General features: G+C 73.1%; 22 protein-coding genes. 18 read left to right on the top strand and 4 right to left on the bottom strand.

Going from position 1 to position 22,109, the window contains the following annotated elements:
• Positions 1–29 precede the first annotated feature (29 nt).
• The 7 genes from CGE01nite_RS07655 (at position 30) to CGE01nite_RS07625 (ending at position 5,960) form a co-directional block, all read left to right on the top strand.
• Positions 30–593: an HIT family protein gene (locus tag CGE01nite_RS07655; protein ID WP_048343424.1), complete on the top strand. Its 564-nt coding sequence runs from the start codon at positions 30–32 to the stop codon at positions 591–593.
• A 7-nt stretch (positions 594–600) separates the two neighbouring features.
• Complete coding sequence (gene pgsA / locus CGE01nite_RS07650; RefSeq protein WP_048343391.1) at positions 601–1,257, top strand: phosphatidylinositol phosphate synthase; 657 nt, start codon at positions 601–603, stop codon at positions 1,255–1,257.
• Positions 1,254–2,246, top strand: a complete 993-nt coding sequence (locus CGE01nite_RS07645; RefSeq protein ID WP_141370033.1) for a phosphatidylinositol mannoside acyltransferase — start codon at positions 1,254–1,256, stop codon at positions 2,244–2,246. Before pgsA ends, CGE01nite_RS07645 begins: the two co-directional genes overlap by 4 nt.
• A 20-nt stretch (positions 2,247–2,266) precedes the next feature.
• Entirely contained in the window at positions 2,267–3,472 is a 1,206-nt protein-coding gene (locus CGE01nite_RS07640; RefSeq protein WP_141370045.1) for a glycosyltransferase family 4 protein, read from the top strand.
• Complete coding sequence (locus CGE01nite_RS07635) at positions 3,469–4,128, top strand: hypothetical protein (RefSeq protein WP_048343388.1); 660 nt, start codon at positions 3,469–3,471, stop codon at positions 4,126–4,128. Before CGE01nite_RS07640 ends, CGE01nite_RS07635 begins: the two co-directional genes overlap by 4 nt.
• A 234-nt stretch (positions 4,129–4,362) precedes the next feature.
• Complete coding sequence (gene pdxS, locus CGE01nite_RS07630; RefSeq protein WP_048343387.1) at positions 4,363–5,289, top strand: pyridoxal 5'-phosphate synthase lyase subunit PdxS; 927 nt, start codon at positions 4,363–4,365, stop codon at positions 5,287–5,289.
• Positions 5,286–5,960 carry an NUDIX hydrolase gene (locus CGE01nite_RS07625; protein WP_082156402.1) on the top strand — a complete coding sequence of 225 codons (675 nt, stop codon included), beginning with the start codon at positions 5,286–5,288 and terminating at the stop codon, positions 5,958–5,960. The genes pdxS and CGE01nite_RS07625 overlap by 4 nt, the downstream gene beginning before the upstream one ends.
• A gap of 12 nt (positions 5,961–5,972) precedes the next feature.
• On the opposite strand, the gene CGE01nite_RS07620 is transcribed toward CGE01nite_RS07625, so the two are convergent.
• On the bottom strand, positions 5,973–6,503 hold the full coding sequence (locus CGE01nite_RS07620) for a DUF937 domain-containing protein (protein ID WP_141370031.1): 531 nt from the start codon (positions 6,501–6,503) through the stop codon (positions 5,973–5,975).
• 171 nt (positions 6,504–6,674) lie between these two features.
• Between CGE01nite_RS07620 and CGE01nite_RS07615 the strand changes: the two genes are divergently transcribed.
• From CGE01nite_RS07615 to CGE01nite_RS07565, 11 genes are all read left to right on the top strand, one after another.
• Positions 6,675–7,859 (top strand): pyridoxal phosphate-dependent aminotransferase, encoded by a 1,185-nt coding sequence (locus tag CGE01nite_RS07615; protein WP_141370030.1) that lies wholly within the window; start codon positions 6,675–6,677, stop codon positions 7,857–7,859.
• A 31-nt stretch (positions 7,860–7,890) separates the two neighbouring features.
• Positions 7,891–8,496: a pyridoxal 5'-phosphate synthase glutaminase subunit PdxT gene (gene pdxT, locus CGE01nite_RS07610; protein ID WP_048343385.1), complete on the top strand. Its 606-nt coding sequence runs from the start codon at positions 7,891–7,893 to the stop codon at positions 8,494–8,496.
• 7 nt (positions 8,497–8,503) lie between these two features.
• Positions 8,504–9,259: a YebC/PmpR family DNA-binding transcriptional regulator gene (locus tag CGE01nite_RS07605; RefSeq protein ID WP_048343384.1), complete on the top strand. Its 756-nt coding sequence runs from the start codon at positions 8,504–8,506 to the stop codon at positions 9,257–9,259.
• 169 nt (positions 9,260–9,428) lie between these two features.
• A complete protein-coding gene (gene ruvC / locus CGE01nite_RS07600) occupies positions 9,429–9,989 on the top strand; it encodes a crossover junction endodeoxyribonuclease RuvC (protein WP_141370028.1) in 561 nt (186 codons plus the stop codon).
• Positions 9,990–10,115: 126 nt separating this feature from the next.
• The gene (gene ruvA / locus CGE01nite_RS07595) at positions 10,116–10,742 is read left to right on the top strand and encodes a Holliday junction branch migration protein RuvA (RefSeq protein WP_048343382.1); all 627 of its coding nucleotides are present in this window, start codon (positions 10,116–10,118) and stop codon (positions 10,740–10,742) included.
• Positions 10,735–11,814 carry a Holliday junction branch migration DNA helicase RuvB gene (ruvB, locus tag CGE01nite_RS07590; RefSeq protein WP_371857579.1) on the top strand — a complete coding sequence of 360 codons (1,080 nt, stop codon included), beginning with the start codon at positions 10,735–10,737 and terminating at the stop codon, positions 11,812–11,814. Before ruvA ends, ruvB begins: the two co-directional genes overlap by 8 nt.
• Before the next feature lie 131 nt (positions 11,815–11,945).
• Entirely contained in the window at positions 11,946–12,416 is a 471-nt protein-coding gene (gene yajC / locus CGE01nite_RS07585; RefSeq protein ID WP_229747556.1) for a preprotein translocase subunit YajC, read from the top strand.
• A 32-nt stretch (positions 12,417–12,448) separates the two neighbouring features.
• Complete coding sequence (gene secD / locus CGE01nite_RS07580; RefSeq protein WP_141370026.1) at positions 12,449–14,482, top strand: protein translocase subunit SecD; 2,034 nt, start codon at positions 12,449–12,451, stop codon at positions 14,480–14,482.
• Positions 14,482–15,579: a protein translocase subunit SecF gene (gene secF / locus CGE01nite_RS07575; RefSeq protein ID WP_048343379.1), complete on the top strand. Its 1,098-nt coding sequence runs from the start codon at positions 14,482–14,484 to the stop codon at positions 15,577–15,579. The genes secD and secF overlap by 1 nt, the downstream gene beginning before the upstream one ends.
• Positions 15,576–16,136 carry an adenine phosphoribosyltransferase gene (locus CGE01nite_RS07570; RefSeq protein WP_048343378.1) on the top strand — a complete coding sequence of 187 codons (561 nt, stop codon included), beginning with the start codon at positions 15,576–15,578 and terminating at the stop codon, positions 16,134–16,136. Before secF ends, CGE01nite_RS07570 begins: the two co-directional genes overlap by 4 nt.
• Positions 16,137–16,247: 111 nt before the next feature.
• The gene (locus CGE01nite_RS07565; protein ID WP_048343421.1) at positions 16,248–18,608 is read left to right on the top strand and encodes a RelA/SpoT family protein; all 2,361 of its coding nucleotides are present in this window, start codon (positions 16,248–16,250) and stop codon (positions 18,606–18,608) included.
• Here the strand turns inward: CGE01nite_RS07565 and CGE01nite_RS07560 are convergent.
• From CGE01nite_RS07560 to CGE01nite_RS07550, 3 genes are all read right to left on the bottom strand, one after another.
• Positions 18,574–19,200, bottom strand: coding sequence for a type IV toxin-antitoxin system AbiEi family antitoxin (locus CGE01nite_RS07560; protein WP_048343377.1), 627 nt, complete (start codon positions 19,198–19,200; stop codon positions 18,574–18,576). The two genes, CGE01nite_RS07565 and CGE01nite_RS07560, sit on opposite strands and share 35 nt — an antisense overlap.
• An 89-nt stretch (positions 19,201–19,289) precedes the next feature.
• Positions 19,290–21,125 (bottom strand): DUF349 domain-containing protein, encoded by a 1,836-nt coding sequence (locus CGE01nite_RS07555; RefSeq protein WP_141370024.1) that lies wholly within the window; start codon positions 21,123–21,125, stop codon positions 19,290–19,292.
• On the bottom strand, positions 21,122–21,916 hold the full coding sequence (locus CGE01nite_RS07550; RefSeq protein WP_053071683.1) for a peptidylprolyl isomerase: 795 nt from the start codon (positions 21,914–21,916) through the stop codon (positions 21,122–21,124). The genes CGE01nite_RS07555 and CGE01nite_RS07550 overlap by 4 nt, the downstream gene beginning before the upstream one ends.
• Positions 21,917–22,109: the final 193 nt, after the last annotated feature.

Raw genomic sequence — 22,109 nt, 5'->3', positions numbered from 1 at the left:
CTGACGACCGGCACCGCCCGGACGCCGGCGTGACGGGTCCCGAGCTCGTCGACGCGCGCGCGCTCGCCGGCGAGCCGGACGGCTTCCAGCGGCTGTGGACGCCGCACCGCATGGCGTACATCGGCGGGGAGAACAAGCCCGTCGACGACGCCGCCGGTCCCGGGTGCCCGTTCTGCCGTATCCCGTCGCTGCCCGACGACGAGGGCCTCGTCGTCGCGCGCGGCACGCGGGCGTACGTCGTGATGAACCTGTACCCGTACAACCCGGGGCACGTCCTGGTGTGCCCGTACCGGCACGTCGCGGACTACACGGACCTCAGTGTCGACGAGGTGGCCGAGGTGGGTGCGCTGACGCAGTCGGCGATGCGCGTGCTCCGTGCGGTCCTGGCGCCGAGCGGCTTCAACCTGGGCATGAACCAGGGCGACGTCGCGGGCGCCGGGATCGCCGCTCACCTGCACCAGCACGTCGTGCCGCGGTGGGACGGTGACTCGAACTTCCTGCCGGTCGTGGGGCGCAGCCGGGCGTTGCCGGAACTCCTGTCCGACACGCGCGCGCGGCTCGCCGCGGCCTGGCCCACTCCGACCGGGGGATGATCGACCCGTGCTGAACCGTCTCCGTGGCGCGATGACCCGCCTCTTCACGCCGGTCGCGGACGCCTTGCTCCGGCTCGGGGTCTCGCCCGACGCCGTGACCATCACCGGGACGCTTGTCGTGGTGGTCACCGCGCTGTGGGCGTTCCCGACCGGTCACCTGCTCGCGGGCACGCTCGTGATCACCGTCTTCGTGCTCACCGACTCGCTCGACGGCGTCATGGCGCGTCGGGCCGGCCGGTCCGGGCCCTGGGGGGCGTTCCTGGACTCCACGCTCGACCGGTTCGGCGACGCCGCGATCTTCGGTGGCCTGGTGCTGTGGTTCTTCGGCGCCGGCGACGACCGCCTCACGGCCACGCTCGCGCTGGCGTGCCTGATCCTCGGCTCGATCGTGCCGTACGCGCGCGCCCGCGCCGAGGGGCTCGGCATGACCGCGTCGGGCGGAATCGCCGAGCGGGCCGACCGGCTGCTGCTCGTGCTGACCGCGACCGCACTCGTCGGGTTCGGGCTGCCGCTCGCCGTGCTGACCGTGGTCCTCGCCCTGCTCGCGGTGGCGTCCGCCATCACGGTCGTGCAGCGCATGGCCAAGGTGTACGCCCAGGCGCGAGCGCTCGCCGTGCCGAGCGCACCGGCCGACGGCGCGAGCGGGCACGGGGCGGACGCGTGAGCCTCGACGTCGGCGCGCTGTACGGCTTCGCGTGGCGGCACGCCCCGCGCCTGCCCGGACCGCTGCTGCGCGGCGCGGCTGCCCTCGGGGCCGACGTGGCATGGCTGCGCCGCGGGAGCGGTGTGCGGCGGCTCGAGGCGAACCTCGCGCGCGTGCGGCCCGACCTCAGCCGGTCGCAGGTGCGGCGGCTGTCCCGTGCGGGCATGCGCTCGTACCTGCGCTACTTCAGCGAGGCGTTCGCGCTCAGCGGTGCGAGCGCCGAGCAGATCGACGCGCGGGTGCGTGCGGTCGGCCTGGAGCACGTGGTGCGGCACGTCCAGGACGGTCGGGCCGTCGTCCTCGCGCTCGGTCACCTCGGCAACTGGGACCTCGCGGGGGCCTGGGCGACGCGCGCCGTCGCACCCGTCACGACCGTGGCGGAGCGCCTCGAACCGCCCGAGGTGTTCGAGGAGTTCCTGCGGTTCCGCGAGTGCATCGGGCTGCGCATCCTGCCGCTCGGCGACGGCGACGTGTTCCGCGAGCTCGTGCGCGTCGTGCGCACGGGCGGTCCGGGCCTGGTCCCGCTGCTCGCCGACCGCGACCTCACCCACAGCGGCATCGAGGTCGACCTGTTCGGCCGCCAGGCCCGCGTCGCAGCGGGACCGGCCGCGCTCTCCCTGGCGACCGGGGCGCCTCTGGTGACGACAGTCATCACCTATGAACGGCTGCACGGCGAGCGCCGACGCCGCGCGCGCACCCCGTGGGGCATCTGCGTCACGTTCGACCCGGTCGAACCCGTCGCGGACGACGTGCCGCGTGCCGAACGCGTGGGGGTGCTCACCCAGGCGTGGGTGGACCGGCTCGCTGCCGGCATCGCGGCCTCCTCGCAGGACTGGCACATGCTGCAGCGGATCTTCGTCGAGGACCTCGACCCCGAGCGGTACGCCGCCACGAAGGCACGCACGGCGCAGCGGGCCACCACCGACCGTGACGGGACGGCACGGCCATGACGACGACTCCGACCCGGCCGTTGCGCGTCGGCATCGTGTGCCCCTACTCGTTCGACGTGCCCGGTGGCGTCCAGTTCCACGTGCGCGACCTGGCCGAGGCGCTGCTGTCCCGCGGCCACACGGTCGAGGTCCTCGCGCCCGCCGACGACGACACGCCGGTCCCGGACTACCTCACGGCCGCCGGACGTGCCGTCCCGGTCCGGTACAACGGCTCGGTCGCGCGGCTGACGTTCGGGCCCGTGACGGCCGCCCGCACGCGCAAGTGGCTCGAGCAGGGGCAGTTCGACGTGCTGCACCTGCACGAGCCGGTGACGCCCAGCCTGTCGATGCTCGCGCTGTGGATCGCCGACGGTCCCGTGGTCGCCACGTTCCACACCTCGACCGTGCGCTCACGGTCGCTCCAGGTCGCGTTCCCGCTCGTGCGCCAGTCGCTCGAGAAGATCTCGGCGCGGATCGCGGTGTCCGAGGACGCACGCCGCACGCTCGTCGACCACCTCGGCGGCGACGCCGTCGTCATCCCGAACGGCGTCTACGTCGACCTGTTCGAGCAGGCCGAGCCGGACGCGCGCTGGACCGGCACGCCGCAGGCCCCGACGATCGCGTTCCTCGGCCGGCTCGACGAGCCGCGCAAGGGGCTCGGCGTCCTGCTCGGCGCGGTGCGTGAGGTGCTCGCACACGTGCCGGGCGCGAGGTTCCTGGTGGCCGGTCGGGGCGACAGCGGCGAGGAGCAGGCGCGCGAGGTCCTCGGGGAGCAGGCGGGCGCCGTCGAGTTCCTGGGCGGTGTCTCCGACGAGGACAAGGCGCGGCTGCTCGCGTCGGTCGACGTGTACGTGGCGCCGCAGACGGGCGGCGAGAGCTTCGGCATCGTGCTCGTCGAGGCCATGAGCGCGGGGGCGGCGGTCGTCGCGAGCGATCTCGGCGCGTTCTCGCGCGTGCTCGACGACGGCGCCGCGGGCGTGCTGTTCCGCACGGGCGACTCCGACGACCTGGCCCGCACGCTCGTGCGCGTCCTGGGCGACGCCGCGCTGCGGGAGAAGGTGGCGACGCACGCCCACGCGGTCGTGCGCCGGTACGACTGGTCCGCCGTGACCGACCAGGTGCTGGCCGTGTACGAGATGGCCGTCGCGGGCCGGGACGCCCCGGTGGGCGAGGACCCGTCCTCGCTGCGCGGCGCCCGGATCCTCGAGCTGCGGCGTGGTCGCGAGAGCCGGGGTGAGGGTCGATGACATGGTCCGAGATCGCGGTCGTCGTGGTGCTCGTCCTCGGCCTGCTCGTGTGGTCGGTGTGGGTCGCGGCCTCCCGGCTCGACCGGCTGCACCGCAAGGTCGGTGCGTCGCGCAGCGTCGTCGAGGCCCAGCTCGTGCGTCGTGCGACCGCCGCGGCGGCGCTGGCGACGTCGGGCCTGCTCGACCCGGTCTCGTCCGTGCTCGTGGGCGAGGCCGCGTGGGCCGCGCTCGGCGCCGAGGGGACGAGCGGAGGCACGGACGGTCCGCCCGAGCTGCTCGCGCTCCTGCTCTCCGACCCGCGCGGCAGCGCCGACCGCGCGCTGTCCTCACCGGCCGCCTCGGGCGACGAGGAGGAGCGCGGGCAGGTCGAGAGCGAGCTCAGCGCGACGCTGCGCGAGGTGCTCGGCGCGCCCGACGAGGTCGCGACCGTGAGCGCGGAGCCGGGCGGCGTCGAGCTGCTCGACGCGCTCAGCTCCGCCTGGTACCGGGCCGAGATCGCGCGCCGCTTCCACAACGAGGCCGTGCTGCAGACCCAGCGCGTGCGCCGCGGGCGGTTCGTGCGGCTCCTGCGCCTCGCGGGGCACGCCCCCGAGCCGCGGACGCTCGAGCTCGATGACGCGTGGCCGTCCGCGCTGCCGCGGCCCGGCGTCGGCTGACCGACCCTCACCGGTCTGCTGCCCGTGAGGCTGCCGCCCGTGAGGCTGCTGCCCGTGACCCTGCCGCCCGTGAGACGGTCGCGCCGTGCGGCTCACGGCACGCATTACGATGGCGAGGTTCGGTCCGTCGTGGAGCCCGCCGGCTCGTCCCGGTAGGCAGCTGACAGGGCGCGCCCCGACCGCCTCCGGACCGCACACCACCAGTGACCGCACCTTTTCTCTGCGAGGCTTGACGTGACCAGCGACAACAGCCAGCCCACCCCGACGAGCGACGCGGCCGGCGTCATCGGCACCGCGCGTGTCAAGCGAGGCATGGCGGAGATGCTCAAGGGCGGCGTCATCATGGACGTCGTCAACGCCGAGCAGGCGAAGATCGCCGAGGACGCGGGCGCCGTGGCCGTCATGGCGCTCGAGCGCGTGCCGGCGGACATCCGCTCGCAGGGCGGCGTCGCGCGCATGAGCGACCCGGACCTGATCGACGGCATCATCGAGGCGGTCTCGATCCCCGTCATGGCGAAGGCTCGGATCGGCCACTTCGTCGAGGCGCAGGTGCTGCAGAGCCTCGGGGTCGACTACATCGACGAGTCCGAGGTCCTCACGCCCGCGGACTACGCGCACCACATCGACAAGTGGGCGTTCACGGTGCCCTTCGTCTGCGGTGCCACCAACCTGGGTGAGGCGCTGCGCCGGATCACCGAGGGCGCCGCGATGATCCGCTCGAAGGGCGAGGCCGGCACGGGTGACGTCTCCAACGCGACGACGCACATGCGCACGCTGCGCGACGAGATCCGCCGCCTCACCTCGCTGCCCGAGGACGAGCTGTACCTCGCGGCGAAGGACCTGCAGGCGCCGTACGAGCTCGTCAAGGAGGTCGCGACCGCCGGCAAGCTGCCCGTCGTGCTCTTCACCGCGGGCGGCATCGCGACGCCCTCGGACGCGGCGATGATGATGCAGCTCGGTGCGGAGGGCGTCTTCGTCGGCTCGGGCATCTTCAAGTCCGGGAACCCGGCGGAGCGCGCCGCCGCGATCGTCAAGGCGACCACGTTCTTCGACGACGCCGACGTCATCGCCAAGGTCTCGCGCGGACTGGGTGAGGCGATGGTCGGCATCAACGTCGACGACGTGCCCGTCCCGCACCGGCTGGCCGAGCGGGGCTGGTGACCTCAGACGTGTCGACGAGGGCCGCGGGCGACGACGAGCCCGCGGCCTTCGTCGTGCCCGCTGATCCGCCCGGCCCTGCCGACCACGCCGCTCCGGCTGCGGCGGTGGACGTCGACGCGGGACGCGGGGGACCGGTGCACGCCCTTGGTCCCGAGTGGACGCGCGGCGCCGACGGCCTGCTGTTCCGCCGCGCCGCACGCGTGATCCTGCTCGACGAGGACGACCGTGTGCTCCTGATCCGCGGGCACGACGCCGATCAGCCCGAGCGCTCGTGGTGGTTCACCATCGGCGGTGGCATCGACGCCGGCGAGTCGGCGCTCGACGCGGCGGTGCGTGAGGTGCGCGAGGAGTCAGGGATCGTGCTCGCGGCCGACGACGTGAGCGGCCCGGTCTTCACGCGTTCGGCGATCTTCGACTTCTACTTCGAGCACTGCCGGCAGGACGAGGAGATCTTCCTCGCGCGCGTGCCCTCGTCGTCGTTCGTCGTCGAGGACCGTTCCGGCTGGACGGCGCTCGAGCAGGACGTGATCGACGAGCTGCGCTGGTGGACGCTCGCGGATCTCGCCGCGGTCGACATCGAGGTCTTCCCCGAGGGCCTGGCCGCCCTCGTGGCGAGCCTGCTGCCCGTGTGGGACGGCACCACGCGGCACCTGGGTCTCGCGCGCGAGTGACTGCCCCGGCGGTCAGCGACCGCCGAGCCCGCCGAGGATCGAGCCCAGCATGTCCTGCAGCCCGCCGCCCGACGAGGGTGCGGAGCTCGTCGGGCCGCCGCCGCCCTGCAGGCGCTTGGCCAGGAACGCCATGACGATCGGCGCGAGCATGGGCAGCAGGCGTGAGACGAGCGAGCCCGACCCGCCACCGAGCCCGGCAGCGCCCTCGGGCACGCCGCCGAGCTGCGCGCCCATGTCGGCATCGACCTGCTGCGCCACCTGGTCCGTGCCGCCGCCGAAGATGTGCCCGAGGATCTTGGCGCCGTCGTCGAGGTCGAGCCCGCCCAGGTCGAGCCCGCCGTCGAAGAGCGTCGCGGGGTGCTGCTCGATCGCGCCCGCGAGCGATGCCGCGCCGTCGGGACTCGCGGCGTTCGACTGCAGACCGCCCACGAGGGCGGGCAGTGCGCTGCGCACCGCAGCCTCGGCCGTCCGCTCGTCGACGCCGAGCTGCGCTGCGAGGGAGGGCAGGGGGATCTGGGCCAGGATCTCGTCGATCTCGCTCATCGTCGGACCTCGCTACGAGGTGCCCGCTGGCTGCGGCCGTTCGTCTCGGACACTAGCCCCGCGCCTCGCGCAGGGCGAGACGGGCGCGGTCGCAGGCCCCGGCCGATGCGCCGCGACGCGACCGTACTGGTCGGTAACCTGCTCGTGACCTGACGCGCGTACCGTCGGGCCATGCCGATCGCCTCGTCCTCCTCGCCCTCGCGCGCGATCCCGCGCAGCGGCATCCGCACGCTCATGGACCTCGCCCTGCGTGACCCCGCGGCCGTCCACCTCGAGATCGGCGAACCCGACGCGGTGCTGCCGCACCACGTCGTCGACGCGGTCGCGCGTGCCGCCTCGCGCGGCGAGACGGGCTACTGCTCGAGCATCGGCCTGGCCGAGCTGCGGGCGGCCGGCGCGGAGCGGATCGCGAAGCGCTCAGGCGCGCGCGTGGACGCCGACGCGGTCGTCGTGACGCACGGTGCGATGCACGGGCTCGCGATGGTGATGTCCGCGATCCTCGGGCCGGGTGACGAGATCCTGCTGCCCGACCCCACGTTCCCCAACTGGGCGATGTCCGCGCACGCGTGCGGCGCGGTCCCGACGACGTACCTCGCACGGGCGAGCGACGGCTTCGTCCCGCGCATCGCCGACGTCGAGGCAGCGATCACGCCGCACACGCGCGCGATCGTCGTGTGCTCGCCGAACAACCCGACCGGCGCCGTGTACCCGGCGGCGACCGTCGAGGCGCTCGTCGAGCTCGCGCGTCGGCACGACCTGTGGCTGCTGTCCGACGAGTGCTACGAGGCGATCACGTTCGGCACCCCGCACGTGAGCCCCGCGGCGTACGACACCGACGGCCGCGTGCTCGTCTTCCACTCCATGTCGAAGACGTACGCGATGACCGGCTGGCGCGTCGGGCTCGTGGCGCTTCCGCGGCCCGAGCTCGTCGACCTCGTCGGCCAGATCGCGGAGGCGACCGTCTCGTGCCCGTCGACGGTGGGCCAGCACGCGGCCCTCGCGGCCCTCGAGGGCTCGCAGGAGTGGGTGCACGACGCCGTCGAGTCGTACTGGGACCGGCGGGACGCCGCGGCCGAGCTGTTGACCTCGCGCGGTCTGCGGTTCTCCGAGCCCGACGGTGCCTTCTACCTGATGGTCGACGTGGGCACGACCGAGACCGAGGCGTTCGCGCGGCGGCTGCTCGCGCGTCGGCACGTCGCGGTCGCCCCGGGGTCGACGTTCGGCGTCGGTGCGGACGGGATGGTGCGCGTGAGCCTGGCCGCGTCCCGGTCCGCGCTGCTCGACGGCCTGACGCACCTGGCCGACGAGGTCCGCACGGCGTCGGGCAGCGGTCTGCGCGCAGCCGCCGCGCGCTGAGCACCCGCGACGGCGACCTAGGATCTGCGACGTGACTGTGACCGTCGGTGTCCTTGCGCTGCAGGGTGACGTGCGTGAGCACGCGCACGCCCTCGAGACCGAGGGCGCTCGCGCCGTGCCCGTGCGTCGGGTCTCCGAGCTCGACGCCGTCGACGCGCTCGTCATCCCGGGTGGGGAGTCGACGACGATCGACAAGCTCCTGCGCGCGTTCGACCTGTTCGACCCGGTCCGGGAGCGACTGCGGGCGGGGATGCCCGCCTACGGCTCGTGCGCCGGCATGATCCTGCTCGCCGACCGGGTGCTGGGCGGCATCGAGGGGCAGCAGACCCTCGGCGGGGTCGACATGACGGTGCGCCGCAACGCGTTCGGTAGGCAGGTCGACTCGTTCGAGACTGACCTGTCGATCGAGGGTGTGGACGACGGCCCGTTGCACGCCGTGTTCATCCGAGCGCCCTGGGTCGAGGAGGTCGGCCCGGCCGCCACGGTGGTCGGGCGCGTCGAAGCAGGTCCAGCCGCCGGTAGGATCGTGGCGGTCCGCCAGGGACCGCTGCTCGTGACCTCGTTCCACCCGGAGGTCACCGGTGACACCCGGGTGCACCGTCTCTTCGTCCAGATCGTCCGCGACAGCCAGGGGTAACGAGCGCATGTCGGGTCACTCCAAGTGGGCCACCACCAAGCACAAGAAGGCCGTGATCGACGCGAAGCGAGGCAAGCTCTTCGCCAAGCTCGTCAAGAACATCGAGGTGGCCGCCCGCACGGGCGGTGGTGACCCCGCGGGTAACCCCACGCTCTTCGACGCGATCCAGAAGGCCAAGAAGTCGTCGGTTCCCAACGACAACATCGACCGCGCCCTCAAGCGCGGGTCCGGCCAGGAGGCCGGCGGCGCCGACTACCAGACGATCATGTACGAGGGCTACGGCCCCGGCGGGGTCGCGGTGCTGGTCGAGTGCCTGACCGACAACCGCAACCGGGCCGCCTCGGACGTGCGCGTCGCGTTCACGCGCAACGGCGGCCAGATGGCCGACCCTGGCTCGGTCTCCTACCTCTTCAGCCGCAAGGGCGTCGTCATCGTGCCCAAGGAGGGCACCGACGAGGAGGCCGTCATGGAGGCGGTCCTCGAGGTCGGCGGCGAGGAGGTCACCGACCTCGGCGAGCAGTTCGAGGTGCTGAGCGAGGCGACCGACCTGGTCCCGGTCCGGACCGCGCTGCAGGAGGCCGGCATCGAGTACGACTCGGCGGACGTGGTGTTCTGGCCCGCGACGCAGATCGAGGTCGACGCCGACGGCGCGCGCAAGATCCTGCGCCTCATCGACGCGCTGGAGGACTCGGACGACGTGCAGAACGTCTACGCGAACTTCGACGCGTCCGACGAGGTCATGGCCGAGCTCGAGGACGACTGACCGACCGGTCCGTCCCGCACGACAACCGCGACGAGGGGCCGCACCACCCGCGAGGTGGTGCGGCCCCTCGTGCGTCCTCGCCCGAGCGCGCTCGTCGGCGATGCACCGGGTGGGCGGCGTGCGGCGTTGCGAGCCGTCCCGCGTGGGAGCCGGGTGCGACGATGCGCGCGTGCGAGTTCTCGGCGTGGACCCTGGCCTGACCCGGTGCGGGCTGGGTGTCGTCGACGGGCTCCCCGGACGCCGGGTGCGGCTCGTGCACGTGGGCGTGGCGACCTCCGGCGCGGACCTGGACGTCGACCAGCGGCTGCTCCTGATCGAGCGCCGGATCGAGGAGTGGCTCGAGGAGCACGCTCCCGATGCCGTGGCCGTCGAGCGCGTCTTCGCCCAGCACAACGTGCGCACGGTGATGGGCACCGCGCAGGTCGCGGGGCTGGCCATGGTCGCCGCCGCGCGTCGTCGGATCCCGGTGGCGCTGCACACGCCGTCCGAGGTGAAGGCGGCGGTCACGGGCAACGGCCGCGCGGGCAAGGCGCAGGTCCAGACGATGGTCGCGCGCCTCCTGCAGCTCGACGAGCTGCCCCGGCCGGCCGACGCGGCGGACGCGCTCGCGCTGGCGATCTGCCACCTGTGGCGCCCGGCCGGCGCGCTGGGTGCGCCCCAGCGCCCGGCGGCGTCGATGACCTCCGCGCAGCGCGCGTGGGCCGCCGCGGAGCAGGCCGCGCGGCGCTGAGGTTCGGCACCTCGTCCGGGGAGCGTGCGCCCGGGCCGGACCGGACCAGGCCGGGTCGGGGCGTGTCGTTCGTACAGTTGTTCGTGCGTGTGGGAAGGTTACCCGTCGAACGGTGGAGGTGGCTCGGTGATCGCTTCGGTGCGGGGGACGGTCCTCGCGGTGCGGCTGGACTCGGCGGTCGTGGAGGTCGGCGGCGTCGGCATGCTCGTGCAGGCCACGCCCGCGACCCTGGCGCAACTGCGGCACGGCCAGGAGGCGCTCCTGCACACGTCGCTCGTGGTGCGGGAGGACTCGCTCACGCTCTTCGGCTTCGCCGAGGACGACGAGCGCGAGGCCTTCGAGATCGTGCAGACCGTGAGCGGGGTCGGGCCGCGACTCGCGCTCGCCATGCTCGCCGTCCACACGCCGGACGGTCTGCGCCGCGCGGTCGCCGGTGAGGACCTCAAGGCTCTCGAGCGCGTCCCGGGCATCGGCCGCAAGGGTGCGCAGCGCATCGTCCTCGAGCTCAAGGACCGCCTGGGCGCGCCGTCGGCGGTGCCCGTCGCGGGGGCTGCGGCGGCGGCTCCCACGCCGACCGAGACGGACCGCAGGCAGCAGGTCGTCGACGCGCTCGTCGGCCTCGGGTGGAACCCCAAGGTCGCCGAGGAGGCCGTGACCGACGTGCTCGCCGACACCGAGGGCCCGCTGACGGCCGAGGACGTCCCCGCGGTGCTGCGGGCCGCGCTGCGCGGGCTCGGCGGCGTCCGTGGCTGATCGTCGGGGAGACGCGGCGGAGCCGGACGAGGAGCTCGTGACCGAGCGCTTCCCGGCGGAGTCGCTCGTGCGCTCGGGCGCGGACGACCTCGAGCGCGCGGCCGAGGCCGCGCTGCGCCCGCGGCGGATGGCGGAGTTCGTCGGGCAGCGGGTCGTGCGCGAACAGCTCTCCCTGGTGCTGCAGGCCGCGCGCGGCCGCGGCCGGGCGCCGGACCACGTGCTGCTGTCCGGGCCGCCCGGGTTGGGCAAGACCACGCTCGCGATGATCATCGCGGCCGAGCTCGGCGCCTCCTTGCGCGTGACGAGCGGGCCCGCGATCCAGCACGCGGGCGACCTCGCCGCGGTGCTGTCCTCGCTCGAGGAGGGCGAGGTGCTGTTCCTGGACGAGATCCACCGCATCGCGCGGCCGGCCGAGGAGCTCCTGTACGTCGCGATGGAGGACTTCCGCGTCGACGTCATGGTCGGCAAGGGCGCGGGGGCCTCGGCGATCCCGCTCGCGCTGCCGCCCTTCACGGTCGTCGGTGCGACGACGCGCGCGGGCCTGCTGCCCGCGCCGCTGCGCGACCGGTTCGGCTTCACCGGTCACCTCGACTTCTACGCGACGGACGAGCTCGAGCAGGTGCTGCTGCGTTCCGCGGGCCTGCTCGGCGTGCCGCTCGCGGGGGCGGCGGCGCGCGAGATCGCGTCGCGCTCGCGCGGCACGCCACGTATCGCGAACCGGCTCCTGCGCCGCGTCCGGGACTGGGCCGAGGTGCGCGGCGACGGGACCCTGAGCCTCGCCGCGGCACGCGCCGCGCTCGAGGTCTACGAGGTCGACGAGCGCGGCCTCGACCGCCTCGACCGGTCCGTCCTCGAGGCGCTGTGCCAGCGGTTCGGCGGGGGACCGGTGGGCCTGACGACCCTGGCGGTGGCCGTCGGCGAGGAGCCCGAGACGGTCGAGACGGTCGCTGAACCGTTTCTGGTGCGCGAGGGCCTGATCGGCCGGACACCGCGCGGCAGGGTCGCGCTGCCCGCGACGTGGGCACACCTCGGGCTCGCCGCCCCGCGTGACCCGGGCACGCTGTTCGCCTGAGGGCGTCGGACGCGCGCCGATCTGTGGCAGGCTCCCCACCGGGCGGGAACCTTCGCACCTGGACGTGCGTTGGAGCGACGGGCCGCTACGCCTAGACTGCCCCGGACACGATCGACCCTAAGGACTCTGCTGTGACTCAGCTCAGCGTCGCGCTCGCGGCGACCAACGCCACCACCAGCAACACCGGTGGGGGCGGTTACTCCATGTTCCTGATCCTGGCCCTCGCGGTCGGGGCGTTCTGGTTCATGTCCCGTCGCGCGCGCAAGCAGCAGAAGGCGCAGCAGGAGTTCCGCAACACCCTCGAGCCCGGCGACGAGGTCATGACCGCTTCCGGCATGATGGGCTACGTCGTGGAGATCGAGGACGACGCGATCACGCTCGAGTCCACGCCGGGCGGCAGCCAGACGCGCTGGGTGCGCGCCGCGATCGCCAAGAAGATCGAGCCGCCCGTCGTGTACGACGACGAGGAGGACGTCGAGGACGACGCCGACCTCACCGACGAGGAGCGCGCTGCCGCCGCTGACGACGCCGTGATCGACGTGCCGGACGACCTGTCGTCGCTTCCGCCCACCCGGGGAGACGACGAGACCGACCGGAAGTAGCCCACGCGGCCCGTCGAGCTGTTCGGCGGGCCATGACCCCACCGGTCGCATGCGACCGGTGCGCGCACGAGAGAAGAACTCCGTTGGCCCCACCCACACGCCGCCGCCGGCCGGTTCGCACCCTGATCACGCTGGTGGTCATCGTGGTGCTGCCCTTCCTGGCGGTCTTCATCGGTACGAAGACGTCCGACGCGACCTGGACGCCCAAGCTGGCCCTCGACCTCGAGGGCGGGACGCAGATCATCCTGACCCCGGTGTCCACCGACGGGCGCGAGCCGACGGCGGAGGACATCAGCCAGGCGATCAACGTCATCCGCCAGCGGGTCGACGGCTCGGGCGTGTCCGAGGCGGAGATCAGCAGCCAGGGCGGCAACAACATCGTCGTCGCGATCCCGGGCAAGGCCTCCGACGAGACGATCGCCACGGTCAGCCGCTCGTCGCACATGGAGTTCCGCCCGGTCCTCGTGCAGGACTACGCGTTCTCGGCACAGCCGACGCAGGCGCCGACGGCCGCAGCGACCGGTGAGCCGACGCCCGACGCGACCACGGAGCCCGGCAGCGACGAGACGGTCGCGCCTGCCCCCACGGAGTCCGCGGACACCACGGCGGACGCGACGGACGACGCGAGTGCGCCCGCGACGCCCGAGGCCACCGACGCACCGACCCAGGAGCCGACGGCCGACCCCACGGCTGCGCCCCAGCGGCCGAGCGAGCCCGCGTCCGCGAGCGACGCCGCGTACTGGGTCACCGACGAGATCCGCGCGCAGTTCGACGCGCTCGACTGCACCGACCCGTCGAACCTCGGCGGCGGCACCTCGGGCAAGGCCGACGCCGCGTTCGTCAGCTGTGGCGTCGACAGCGAGGGCAACAGCGACGGCCTGAAGTACATCCTCGGCCCCGTCGAGATCGACGGGAAGGAGATCTCCTCGGCCTCGTCGGGCCTGGAGGTCCTGCCGAGCGGTGCGATGGGCAACCGCTGGGTCGTGAACATGGAGTTCTCGTCCACGGGGGCCAAGCAGTTCACGGACGTCACGACGCGCCTCGCGACCCAGAGCAGCCCGCTGAACCAGTTCGCGATGGTGCTCGACGGGCTCGTGATCTCGGCGCCCAGCGTCGACGAGCCGATCCCGAACGGTCAGGCGCAGATCTCGGGCAGCTTCAACCAGACCACCGCCGCGCAGCTCGCGAACCGGCTCAACTTCGGCTCGCTCCCGCTCGACTTCAAGGTGCAGAGCGAGCAGCAGATCTCGGCCACGCTCGGCTCCGAGCAGCTCCAGAAGGGCCTGCTCGCGGGCATCATCGGCCTGCTCCTCGTCGTCGTGTACTCGCTGCTGCAGTACCGCACGCTGGGCCTGGTGACGGTCGCGTCGCTCGGGATCGCCGCGCTCCTGACGTTCGGCGTGATCACGCTGCTGTCGTGGACGCAGGGCTACCGCCTGTCGCTCCCCGGTGTCGCGGGTCTGATCGTCGCGATCGGTATCACGGCGGACTCGTTCATCGTCTACTTCGAACGCATCCGTGACGAGCTGCGGGAGGGGCGCACGCTGGGCGCCGCGGTCGAGCGGGGCTGGGCACGCGCCCGCCGCACGATCCTGGCCTCGGACGCGGTCAACCTCATCGCGGCCTTCGTCCTGTACTTCCTGGCGGTCGGCGGCGTGCGCGGGTTCGCGTTCACGCTGGGTCTGACGACGATCATCGACGTCATCGTCGTGTTCCTCTTCACGCACCCGCTCATGGAGCTCCTGTCGAAGACGAAGTTCTTCAGCGAGGGCCACCCGGCCTCGGGTCTCGACCCGCGCCGCCTGGGTGTCGTCGGCGCGCGGTACGTCGGGCGGGGCAAGGTCGTGACGGGTCGGCGTACGGACGTCGAGCCGGGCGACGACGCGACCGCCGACGCGGTCCGCACGCCCGCGACGGTGGGCGCACGGCAGGACGGCCTGACGATCGCCGAGCGCCGTGCCGCGCAGCGGGCCGCTGAGCAGGGCACGACCAAGGACCGCGCGGTCTCCGACGCACCGAAGGACGACACGGCCGGCGACGCGCCGGTCGAGGGGAGCGAGCACTGATGGCCGTCGGATTCGCCCAGTGGGGCAACGACCTGTACACGGGCCGTCGTTCGTACGACATCGTCGGACACCGGCGCATCTTCTACATCGCGTCGACGATCCTCGTGCTGATCTCGGCCGCGCTGCTGATCAAGCCGGGGCTGAACCCGGGCATCGAGTTCCGGGGCGGCTCGGAGTTCGTCGTGTCGGGCATCGCGGGCGACCGCGACCAGCAGCTCGCCATCGACACGGTCCAGGGGATCGCGTCGGGGGAGTCGCCCGAGGTGACGAACCTCGGTGCCGACTCGCTGCGCATCCAGGTCGCCGAGCTCACCGACGAGCAGGTCAACAAGGTCGGTGACGCCCTGCAGGCCGCGTTCGACGTGACCGAGGACGAGATCACGACGCAGTTCGTCGGCCCGACGTGGGGGCAGGACGTGTCCCGCAAGGCGATCTCGGGAATCCTGGTGTTCCTGGTGTTCGTCACGGTCGTCATGACGATCTACTTCCGCAACTGGCGCATGGCGCTGGCGGCGCTGATCGCGCTGTTCCACGACCTGATCATCACGGTCGGCCTGTACGCGGGCATCGGATGGGAGGTCACACCGGCGACGGTGATCGGCTTCCTGACGATCCTGGGGTACTCGATCTACGACACGGTCGTGGTGTTCGACAAGGTGCGTGAGAACACCGCGGACACGCTGGACCAGAGTCGCTTCACGTACGCCGAGAAGGCGAACCTCGCCGTCAACCAGACGCTGGTGCGCTCGATCAACACCTCGGTCGTGGCGCTGCTGCCCGTCTCGGCGATCCTGTTCGTCGGCGCCGCGATCCTCGGCGCCGGGACGCTGCGTGACATCGCGCTCGCGCTGTTCGTCGGCATGCTCGTCGGCGCGTACTCCTCGATCTTCCTCGCGACCCCGCTCGAGGTGACGCTGCGGGAGCAGGAGCCGCGGATCAAGGCGCACACCGCCAAGGTGCTGGCCGCGCGCGTGGGTGTCGACGCGGAGACCGTCGGAGCCGGTGGTGTCGCCGTCCCGCACGCTGCGGCTCAGCTGCGTCCGGGCACTCACCTCGGGCAGGCGGCACAGCCGAAGCGGCGCAAGCCGTCCCGATGAGCACCTTCCCCATCGTGGGCGACCCGGCGCGCGACGACGTCGTGCGCCGGGTCAACGCGCTCGTCCGCCTGGTCCCGGACTACCCGCAGCCCGGGGTGCTGTTCCGTGACATCACGCCGCTGCTCGCCGACGCGAGCGCCTTCGCGGACGTGGTCGCGACGATGGCGTCCCCGGCGCACGGTCCCGTGGACCTCGTCGCCGGCATGGAGGCGCGCGGGTTCCTGCTCGCAGCGCCCATCGCGACCGCGCTGGGTGCGGGGCTCGTCCCCGTCCGCAAGGCCGGCAAGCTGCCCGGCCCGCTCGCCACCGAGTCCTACTCGCTGGAGTACGGCGACGCGTCGATCGAGATCCAGCCGTTCACGATCCCGGCTGGTGCGCGGGTGCTCGTCGTCGACGACGTCCTGGCGACCGGTGGTACCGCCGCCGCGACCGTCCGACTGCTGCGCGCCTGTGGCGCCGAGGTGGTCGGGCTGTCCTTCCTGGTCGAGATCGCGGGACTCGACGGACGCCGGCACCTCGAGGGTCTGGCCATCGACTCGGTGGTCACGGTCGACTGACCGTTCGTCCGACCAGGCACGCGACCGCCGCCGGGCGCCCTGCGTGCGAGGCGATCGCGCGACGGTCGTAGACTCGTGCGATCCAGCGTGACCAGCACGGAGGGAGTCCGGGTGACCGAGGACCTCGCCGCGCCCACCGCAGGCGACCGCTCGCCCGAGGCGTCAGCGGGTTCGTCGGCCGGGCAGGCGTCGGCTGCGACCGCCGAGCAGAACGGCTCGTCGGCGTCGCGGGTGCGCGCTGCCCTCACGCGGTTCGGCAGCGCCAGGGGCCCGGCGTACCCGGCGCTCGAGCCGGTCCTTCAGGCGGCGCGCGCGAATCACCCGAAGGCCGACCTGAGCACGGTCGAGCGCGCGTACGTCGTCGCCGAGCGGGCGCACCGCGGCCAGCTCCGCAAGAGCGGCGACCCGTACATCACGCACCCTGTCGCGGTCGCGACGATCCTCGCCGAGCTCGGGATGACGCCCTCGACGCTGGTCGCCGCGCTCCTGCACGACACGGTCGAGGACACCGAGTACTCGCTCGAGCAGCTCCGGCGCGAGTTCGGGCCCGAGGTCGCGATGCTCGTCGACGGCGTGACGAAGCTCGACAAGGTCACCTACGGCGACGCGGCGCAGTCCGAGACGGTCCGCAAGATGGTCGTCGCGATGGCGCACGACATCCGCGTGCTCGTGATCAAGCTCGCCGACCGCCTGCACAACGCCCGCACGTGGAAGTTCGTCCCCGCGGCCTCGGCCGAGAAGAAGGCGCGGGAGACCCTCGAGATCTACGCGCCGCTGGCGCACCGCCTCGGCATGAACACGATCAAGTGGGAGCTCGAGGACCTGTCCTTCGCGACCCTCTATCCGAAGGTGTACGACGAGATCGTCCACCTCGTCGCCGAGCGCGCCCCGGCCCGCGAGGAGTACCTCGCGGTCGTGCGCGACCAGGTCGGGGCGGACCTGCGGGCTGCGAAGATCAAGGCCACGGTCACGGGCCGGCCGAAGCACTACTACTCGATCTACCAGAAGATGATCGTGCGCGGCCGCGACTTCGCGGACATCTACGACCTGGTGGGCGTGCGCGTCCTGGTCGACACCGTGCGCGACTGCTACGCGGCGCTCGGCGCGCTGCACGCGCGATGGAACCCGGTCCCCGGCCGGTTCAAGGACTACATCGCGATGCCCAAGTTCAACCTGTACCAGTCGTTGCACACGACCGTGATCGGGCCGGGGGGCAAGCCGGTCGAGATCCAGATCCGCACGCACGACATGCACCGCCGCGCGGAGTACGGCGTCGCGGCGCACTGGAAGTACAAGGAGAACGCGAAGAACGCGACCGACGACGCGCCCGCGGGCGGCGACATGACGTGGCTGCGTCAGCTCGTCGACTGGCAGCGCGAGACCGCCGACCCCACGGAGTTCCTGGACTCGCTGCGGTTCGAGATCGCCGGTTCCGAGGTCTACGTCTTCACGCCCAAGGGCGACGTGATCGCCCTGCCGCAGGGCTCGACGCCCGTCGACTTCGCGTACGCGGTGCACACGGAGGTCGGGCACCGCACGATGGGCGCGCGCGTGAACGGCCGCCTCGTCCCGCTCGACTCGACGCTCGAGAACGGCGACGTCGTCGACGTCTTCACCTCGAAGTCCGAGACCGCCGGACCGAGCCGCGACTGGCTCGGCTTCGTCAAGAGCCCCCGCGCGCGCAACAAGATCCGTCAGTGGTTCTCCAAGGAGCGCCGCGAGGAGGCGATCGAGCACGGCAAGGACTCGATCGCGAAGGCGATGCGCAAGCAGAACCTGCCGATGCAGCGCCTGCTGTCGCACGAGTCGCTCGTCGCGCTCGCGACCGAGATGCGCTACCCCGACGTGTCAGCCCTCTACGCGGCGGTCGGCGAGGGTCAGGCGTCCGCGGCCAGCGTCGTGCAGCGGCTCGTCCAGTCGCTCGGCGGCGAGACCGGCGCTGAGGAGGACCTCGCGGAGACTGCCCGGCCCGGTCCGACCGCGCGCCGGGTCCGCACCGGCGACCCGGGCGTCGTCGTGCGTGGCGTCGAGGACATCTGGGTCAAGCTCGCGAAGTGCTGCACTCCGGTGCCGGGCGACGACATCGTCGGGTTCGTGACCCGGGGCGCGGGCGTGAGCGTGCACCGCAGCGACTGCATCAACGTCGAGCAGCTGCGCGCGCAGCCCGAGCGCATGGTCGACGTCGAGTGGAGCCACACGTCGTCGTCGCTGTTCCTCGTGCAGATCCAGGTCGAGGCGCTCGACCGGGCGCGTCTGCTCTCCGACGTCACGCGGGTCCTGTCGGACCACCACGTCAACATCCTGTCGGCCTCCGTCTCGACGTCGCGCGACCGCGTCGCGATGTCGCGGTTCGTGTTCGAGATGGCCGAGCCGTCCCACCTGACGTCGGTGCTGGCGGCCGTGCGCAAGATCGAGGGCGTGTTCGACGTCTACCGGCTCACGGGTTCGCGTCCGGAGGACGCGCTGCGCTGAGCCTCGCGAGGTCGCCTTGGGCGCCGTCGCGCTCGAGTGCTGCCTCGAGGACGGCGTGCGCCCGCCGCACGTGGCGCCGCCCGGCGAGTGCGGTGAGCCGCCGTCGGACGGTCGCGAGGTCCAGTCCGTGCGCCGCGAGGTCGACGAGCCGGGCCACCGCGTCGTCGGGGGCGAGCCAGCGCGCGACGTCCTCGGCCGTGCGCTCCGGGGTCGTCACCGCGGTTCCCGCGACCAGGACGACGTCCGAGGGTCCGAAGACCGCCTCGGCGCACGTCCGGTCCGGCCGCGGGGCCGGTCGCCGCACGCCGACGGGCACCAGGACGCACGCGCGCGCGGGCGGCCTCGTCCCGGTGTGCACCCAGGCCGCGCTGTCGCGCCCGAGCACGCCGTGCCGGGGCAGGGCCGTGACGAGCGCCCGCGCGCGGTCGTCCGGGCTCGGCGGCTCGGGCCCGACGACCGCGACGGACTCGGTCACGGGGAGCAGCACGCCGTCGCGCAGCATCCCCGCCCAGTCGGCGGTCGCGGTGTCGCAGCGGCGCACGAGCCGCGGCAGGACGAGCTCGGTGGGGAGCAGCGAGAGGGCGTCGGTCATCCGGTGAGGATGCCCGACGCCCTCTCGTCGTCGTGCGGGGCCTGTGGACGACGGGCGTGCGCGGCCGCGCCCGTGGGCTCAGCCCGTGGTCAGCCTCGCGCGTCCTGCGCGGCCCGCTGGACCTGCTCGAGCCAGGCGCGCCGCGCGTCGAGCGCGGCCTGCGCCTCGGCGATGCGGCGCTGGTCCTTGGCGGCCTTGGCCTTCTCGAGGTCCTTCTCGAGCCCGACGATCGCCTGCTCGAGCTGTGCAGCGGCACCCTCGGCGCGTGCGCGCGTCTCGGGGTTGGTGCGGCTCCACTGCTTCTGCTCGGCCTCGCGGATCGCGGTCTCGACCGCGCGCAGGCGGCCCTCGACACGCTGGATGTCGCCGCGGGGCACCTTGCCCGCGGCCTCCCACCGGTCCTGGATCCCGCGGATGGCCTGCTTGGCCGCGCCCAGGTCGGAGATCGGCAGCAGCGCCTCCGCCTCGACGAGGAGCGACTCCTTGACCTCGAGGTTCGCCGCGAACTCGGCGTCCGTCGCGGCGTTCTGGGCGTCACGGGCGGCGAAGAAGGCGTCCTGCGCCGCGCGGAACCGGGCCCACAGCGCGTCGTCGTCGGCGCGGCTCGCGCGGCCGGCCGACTTCCACTGCGCCATCAGGTCGCGGAACGCGCCGGCGGTGGCGCCCCAGTCGGAGCTGGACTGCAGCCGCTCGGCCTCGTCGACCAGGCGCTCCTTGGCCTGCTTGGCCGCGGCGTTGGACTGCTCGAGCTCGGCGAAGAAGTGGCGACGCTCGCGGTCGAACGTGGTGCGCGCGTGGCTGAACCGCTTCCAGAGCGCCTCCTCGGTCGGCCGGTCGAGACGCGGACCGGTCCGCTGGGCGTCCTTCCACTGGTCGAGCAGGCCTCGCAGCTGCTCGCCGGCGGGACGCCACTGGATGCGGCTCGGGTCGGTCTCGGCGATCTTCTCGGCCTGCTCGACGATGGCGGTGCGGGCCTCGACCGCTGCCGCTCGCGCGGCCTGGCGCTCGGCCTCCGCGCGGGCGCGACGCTCGGCCGCGACACCGCGCAGCGCGTCGAGACGCGCCCGGAGCGCGTCCAGGTCGCCGACCGCGGCCGGCTCGGCGGTCTCCTCGGTCAGGCGCGTGAGCGTCTGGTCGATCTCCTTGACCGACAGGTCGGTCGCGCCGAGTCGCGCCTCGAACACGGTCACCTTCGCCTGCAGGTCCAGGAACCGGCGGACGTAGAACGCCAGCGCCTCCTCGGCCGTCGCGCCCGGGTACTGGCCGACCACGCGCTCGCCCGCTGCCTCACGGACCGAGACGGTGCCGTCGGCGTCGACCGAGCCGAACGTGGCCGCGTGCGCGGCCTCGGCTGCGTCGACCGGGGGCGTGACCACGACGGCCGGCGTCGCGGGTGCTGCGGGCGTGCTGGGCGCAGTGGGGGCGACGTTCACGGGAGGGCGGGGGACCGGGCGCGGCCCGGGCTTGATCGAGGCGGGCGTGGGGCGGGCTGCGCTGGTCGGCGCCGTCGCCGCGTCCTCGGCCGGAACCTCCTCGACCGGAACCTCCGCGACCGGTGCGTCCTTAGTCGACGGGACCTCGGCGATCTCGTCGGTGGTTGCGTCCTGTGCGGCCGCAGCGTCGTCCGAGGATGTCTCCTCGACCGCAGCCTCGACGGCTGCCTCCGCGACAGGCGCCTCCTCGGTCGCGGCAGCACCCGGCGCCTCAGCGCGGGGTGTCTCGTCGGCCTGTGCCTGGTCGGCGGCCGCCTGCTCGGCGGGTGCCTCGGTGACGGGTGCCTCGTCGGTGACGACATCGGTCGTGGCGACCTGGTCGGTCGCGTCCTGGGCGGCCGCCTCGGGGGCAGGTGCGCTCACATCGGGGGAGGTGGGCTCCGTCGCGCTGTCGGCGGCGATCTCGGCCGACTGGTCCGGGGTCTGCGTCACTGGATCTTCACTCCCTCGATGATGACGTCGGACACGGGAGGGCCGTCTGGCGAACCCTGTGCCGTGCCCGCGTCGGCGATGGCCTTGACGACGTCCAAGCCGGACGTGACCTGGCCGAACACGGTGTAGCCGCCCGCCTTGTCTGACGGGATGGAGCTGGTGTCGTACACGATGAAGAACTGCGAGCCCATCGAGCTGCCGTTCCCGCTCTGGCGCGCCATCGCGATGGTCCCGGCGGGGTACGTCCCGTCGGCGGGCGCGTTTTCGATCGGTCCCCACGAGTAGCCTGGCCCGCCCATGCCCGTCGCCTGGGGGTCGCCGCACTGCAGCACGTAGATCCCCTCGGTGGTGAGGCGGTGGCACTTCGTACCGTCGAAGAAGCCGTCCTTCGCGAGCGTCACGAAGTTCGCGACCGCCTGCGGCGCGGCCGCGCCGTCGAGCGAGACCTGGAGCGGACCGGCGTTCAGGTCGATCTCGCCGGTCCACGTGCGGCCCTCGGCGAGCGCGGGATCGGGGACCAGCTCGGAGTTGGTGGGCGCGGCCGTGGGTGTGGCGTCGACGGGAGGTTGCGTCGCGTCGGGGCTCGGGGTGTCGGTCGAGTACGCGGCGGGGGTGGCGTCGTCGGCGTTGTTCGCGACGACGGCGGCGACGACGCCGATGACCAGGACGAGCGCCCCGACGACCGACCCCGCGACGATCCGACGCCGACGCCGACGGACGGCCTCGGCGTGCCGTGCCTGCCACTTCTCCATCCGGCGGCGCTCGTACTCGCGCTCCCGCTTGTTGGACACCCGCACTCCTCGCGTGACTGTCTGTGCACCGTGCGGGACGCGATGCGTCGTCGCACAGTGGAACCCCGGACAGTCTAGGCAGGTGGCGGACGTGCGCGATCCGCACACGGCGCGCGTGGATCACAACCCGGTCACGGTCTCGTCCCACGGGCGGTGCCCGGCCCCCGACGGGCCGCGCCGGGCGTCGTCGCAG

It is taken from the genome of Cellulomonas gelida (assembly GCF_006538725.1).
Lineage (GTDB): Bacteria > Actinomycetota > Actinomycetes > Actinomycetales > Cellulomonadaceae > Cellulomonas > Cellulomonas gelida.
The sequence above is the reverse complement of the archived record's forward strand: the minus strand, read 5'-3'. Positions and strand labels throughout refer to the sequence as shown.